Origin of the sequence: Ligilactobacillus sp., assembly GCF_036846325.1 — a bacterium.
GTDB lineage: Bacteria > Bacillota > Bacilli > Lactobacillales > Lactobacillaceae > Ligilactobacillus.
In genome coordinates, this window is record NZ_DAIUCE010000140.1 from 1 (window position 1) to 3,403 (window position 3,403).

Genomic DNA, 3,403 nt, shown 5'->3' on the forward strand with positions numbered 1-3,403 from the left:
AAGATTAAGCAGCTTGAATCCGGTAAATCAGTCAAGGAACTGTCCGACAAGGATAAGGCCAGAAAGGATACAGACGAAAAGGACAAGCGAATCGCGGAACTCGAAGCACAGATTGCGCACCGCAAAGCGCTTGACGAAACAGATCAGGTTCTTCGCGGTTCCGGTCTGTCGGTCCCGTCTGACGTTCTCGGCTTCCTTGTTTCGGACAACGCTGATACGACATACACTAATGTCAAGGTTTCATCGATTACACGGAATCAGTCAAGGAGTCTGTGCGTGAGGAATTCCGTAAAGGCCACACGCCGCGTATGTCCGGCAAAACGGTCAGAGAAGTGACGCAGGAACAGTTCATGCGCATGAACCAGGCCGAGCGCGTCAAGCTCTACCGTGACAATCCGGAACTTTTCAAAAAACTAACCACAGGGGGTAAATAACTATGACAGATACACTTACACAAATTGCAGACTTGGTAAACCCGGAAGTCAATGCGCCGATTGTTCAGTACGAATTGGAAAAGGCGCTTCGCTTCACACCGCTTGCACAGGTGGACAATACTCTTGTCGGCCAGCCGGGCGATACAGTCAAAATGCCAAAGTACACGTATATCGGCGATGCCAAGGATATCGCAGAAGGTGTGGCAATCCCGCTCGACAAGCTCGGAACAACAACCGCATCTGTCAAGGTCAAGAAGGCCGGCAAAGGTACGCAGATCACTGATGAAGCGGTACTGTCGGGCTATGGCGACCCTATTGGCGAATCCAATCGTCAGCTCGGACTTGCACTTGCCAACAAGATTGACGACGACCTGCTGACGGCTGCTAAAGCAGGCAAGCAGAAAGTAACGGACATTGAGATGACTGTTGACGGGCTTGAGACGGCGCTTGCCGTCTTCCCGGACGATTCCGACGATTCACAGGTTGTTTTCGTGGTCAACAAAAAGAACGCAATGAAACTCCGTCGTGACGCACAGAAACAGATGGCTGGCTCTGATGTTGGCGCCAATGCCGTAATTGCCAACACGCGTTATGCCGTTGAAGGCGTGCAGATTGTCGAGACCAACAAGCTTGCCGACACAGAAGGCATTTTGCTCAAGCTCAATCAGCGGATGCCGCCATTGAAGCTCTTTATGAAGCGTGGCGTCCAGGTCGAAACATCGCGCGATATCGTCAAGAAACTGACCACCATCACTGCCGACGAACACTATGCGGCATACTTGTACAACGATTCCAAGGTCGTTGTCGCTACAATCAAGGCTTCAGCAGCACCGTCTGAAGGCTCGCACTAGAAAGGGGCTGAGTGATGGAAAATGAAACAGTTGTTGCGCTTGACGACTTGAAACTGCTTTTAGGGTTGGGCAATGACAGTTCAGATGCATTGCTCGGCCTTATCGTTCGCAGTACTGTGCAGATGTCACGCTTCAAGCTGGGTCTCAAAGCGTCAGAATCGTTCCCTGGCGCTTTGGATTACATTCCCCTTGAAGTATGCGTCAAGCGGTTTAACCGCCTTAAAAACGAAGGAATGGCGTCATATGCACAGGAGGGCGAAACGATTACATTCAGCGCAAATGATTTTGATGAGTTTCAGGACGACATTGACGACTGGAAAGACCAGAACGGCAAGTCGGCAAGAACACTCGGAAAAGCAATGTTTGTTGATCCATACCGAAGGAGTGATGGCCATGAGGTTTGACCGTACAGTCCGTTTCTGGAGCGAATCGGCCGAGCATTACGTGCCGGGCAAGGGATATGTCGGCGGCAAGACACGGGTGGCCGTTACACCTGCCAACATTACAGACGTCGGCACCAGCCGGAGCGCTGCAGTTTTCGGCGACGTGAAAACTGCAAACAAGGCTGTTCGACTGCTCAGTCCCGTGTCTGACGGGTGGTCATATCTGACCATCGACGACAGCGAGACAGAATACGTTGCGGTCACAAAGCGTGACCTGACACATGGCACAACGTTGATTGTAGGTGAGCGTCATGGCTAGGGTTACGATTGAGTGGACCGGAGACAAGGAGCTGGTCAAAGCCCTTGAAAAGGCGGCTGACAAGCGCCGGATCCGTGAAGCCATTAAGAAGAACACCGTGCAGTTGCACAGCCGTACAATCAACAATGAACGCAAAGCCTACATCAACACGTCACGTCAGACAACACTGCAGGTCAAGTCAACGGAAGGACGTGTCACTGTCAACACAGACTACATCATGTACCTTGAAAAGGGTACACGTTTTATGGCGCCTGAGCCGGCGGTGGAGCCCGCTTTCGACGTTCAAAAACAGATTTTCAAAAACGACCTTGAAAAAGCGGTAAAGGAGGGATTCAATGGCACCTGAACAGGAACTGTATGACTATTTTTACACAAAATGCCTGGAAATCCGTCCTGACGCTACGTATGACTATCTGCCAGGTGAAGATGAGAAGGTCGATTACCCTATCATTTGTGTGGGCAACGTGCAGATGGTCAGTACGGCCACCAAACTGCGCGTCGGTGGTACGTACACGATTAACATCGACGTATGGGGCTCGAAAAAACAGCGTCTTGAAGTGGCCGACATTGCAGAGAAAATCTACAGTCTTATCAAACCGGGCATAATCAGCACGGATAACTACCGCTTTTATGCGTCTTTTAACACTCAGCAGAAACAGATGCTTCTTGACACCAGTGTCCCGAACACGATATACCACCGTGGGGCGCTGACGTTAGAATTCAGACAAATTTAACACTAGAAAGGATATGATCAGATGGCAGATGAATTGAAGATTCTTCAGGGCTTTGAAGGTGTCGTCATGGTACGCCAGCTTGACAAGGCCAAGACGGAGGATGCACAGCTTGTGCCCTATTTGACGTCTACTGATTTCGAATTGTCACGTGACAGTGACAGTACATCAACTAAATCAGGGAGTGTTTCGAAGGTGGGCAGTCTCAGCACGGACTTTTCGTTCGAAACATTAGATTCAACGTCACCCGTGATTGACATGCTCAAGGAATCGCTTGTCAATAAAACACAATTGGAGTTTTGGTTCGTCAAGCTTGACCGGCTCGATTCAACCGGCAAGAAGGTACTGGCAAACTACATGCGCGGCCGTGTTTCCAAGGATTCATACAGTGGCGATCCTGACGACAACGGCACGCGAGAATTTACGATTGCCGTTGATGGCGAGCCAAAGGAAGGCTACACAAAGATTCCGGACGGATTGCGTGACCAGGTTAACTACATTTTCCAGGGCTTGCTTAAAAATGACGGCACAAACGGAGACAACGGCGTAGGTGCCGCAGACTAGCTAAATAACAACATAACCGGCTATCTCGTATAGCCGGCTTTTTTTATAGGAGGAATAAAAAATGGAATTGAAAATCAACGGCAAAGATACGCAGCTTATTTTCGGCATGGCATTCATTCGT

At 49.9% G+C, this 3,403-nt stretch carries 7 protein-coding genes; all 7 read left to right on the forward strand.

From position 1 onward, the window contains the following. The coding region (locus V7Z60_RS09345; RefSeq protein ID WP_334117544.1) for a capsid assembly scaffolding protein Gp46 family protein at positions 1-336 on the forward strand (336 nt) is incomplete at its 5' end. 100 nt (positions 337-436) lie between these two features. Continuing rightward, on the forward strand, positions 437-1,285 hold the full coding sequence (locus tag V7Z60_RS09350; RefSeq protein ID WP_334117545.1) for a N4-gp56 family major capsid protein: 849 nt from the start codon (positions 437-439) through the stop codon (positions 1,283-1,285). A gap of 14 nt (positions 1,286-1,299) precedes the next feature. Beyond that, the gene (locus tag V7Z60_RS09355) at positions 1,300-1,689 is read left to right on the forward strand and encodes a phage head-tail connector protein (RefSeq protein WP_334117546.1); all 390 of its coding nucleotides are present in this window, start codon (positions 1,300-1,302) and stop codon (positions 1,687-1,689) included. Continuing rightward, complete coding sequence (locus V7Z60_RS09360) at positions 1,679-1,987, forward strand: hypothetical protein (protein ID WP_334117547.1); 309 nt, start codon at positions 1,679-1,681, stop codon at positions 1,985-1,987. The genes V7Z60_RS09355 and V7Z60_RS09360 overlap by 11 nt, the downstream gene beginning before the upstream one ends. Continuing rightward, positions 1,980-2,333, forward strand: coding sequence for an HK97-gp10 family putative phage morphogenesis protein (locus V7Z60_RS09365; protein WP_334117548.1), 354 nt, complete (start codon positions 1,980-1,982; stop codon positions 2,331-2,333). The genes V7Z60_RS09360 and V7Z60_RS09365 overlap by 8 nt, the downstream gene beginning before the upstream one ends. After that, the gene (locus V7Z60_RS09370) at positions 2,323-2,721 is read left to right on the forward strand and encodes a hypothetical protein (protein ID WP_334117549.1); all 399 of its coding nucleotides are present in this window, start codon (positions 2,323-2,325) and stop codon (positions 2,719-2,721) included. The genes V7Z60_RS09365 and V7Z60_RS09370 overlap by 11 nt, the downstream gene beginning before the upstream one ends. Before the next feature lie 21 nt (positions 2,722-2,742). Continuing rightward, a complete protein-coding gene (locus V7Z60_RS09375) occupies positions 2,743-3,282 on the forward strand; it encodes a phage major tail protein, TP901-1 family (RefSeq protein WP_334117550.1) in 540 nt (179 codons plus the stop codon). Positions 3,283-3,403: the final 121 nt, after the last annotated feature.

Coding starts and splice junctions, on each gene's coding strand:
- V7Z60_RS09360 (WP_334117547.1), top strand. CDS start 1,679: ATGAGGTTTGACCGTACAGTCCGTTTCTGGAGCGAATCGGCCGAGCAT.
- V7Z60_RS09355 (WP_334117546.1), top strand. CDS start 1,300: ATGGAAAATGAAACAGTTGTTGCGCTTGACGACTTGAAACTGCTTTTA.
- V7Z60_RS09375 (WP_334117550.1), top strand. CDS start 2,743: ATGGCAGATGAATTGAAGATTCTTCAGGGCTTTGAAGGTGTCGTCATG.
- V7Z60_RS09370 (WP_334117549.1), top strand. CDS start 2,323: ATGGCACCTGAACAGGAACTGTATGACTATTTTTACACAAAATGCCTG.
- V7Z60_RS09350 (WP_334117545.1), top strand. CDS start 437: ATGACAGATACACTTACACAAATTGCAGACTTGGTAAACCCGGAAGTC.
- V7Z60_RS09365 (WP_334117548.1), top strand. CDS start 1,980: ATGGCTAGGGTTACGATTGAGTGGACCGGAGACAAGGAGCTGGTCAAA.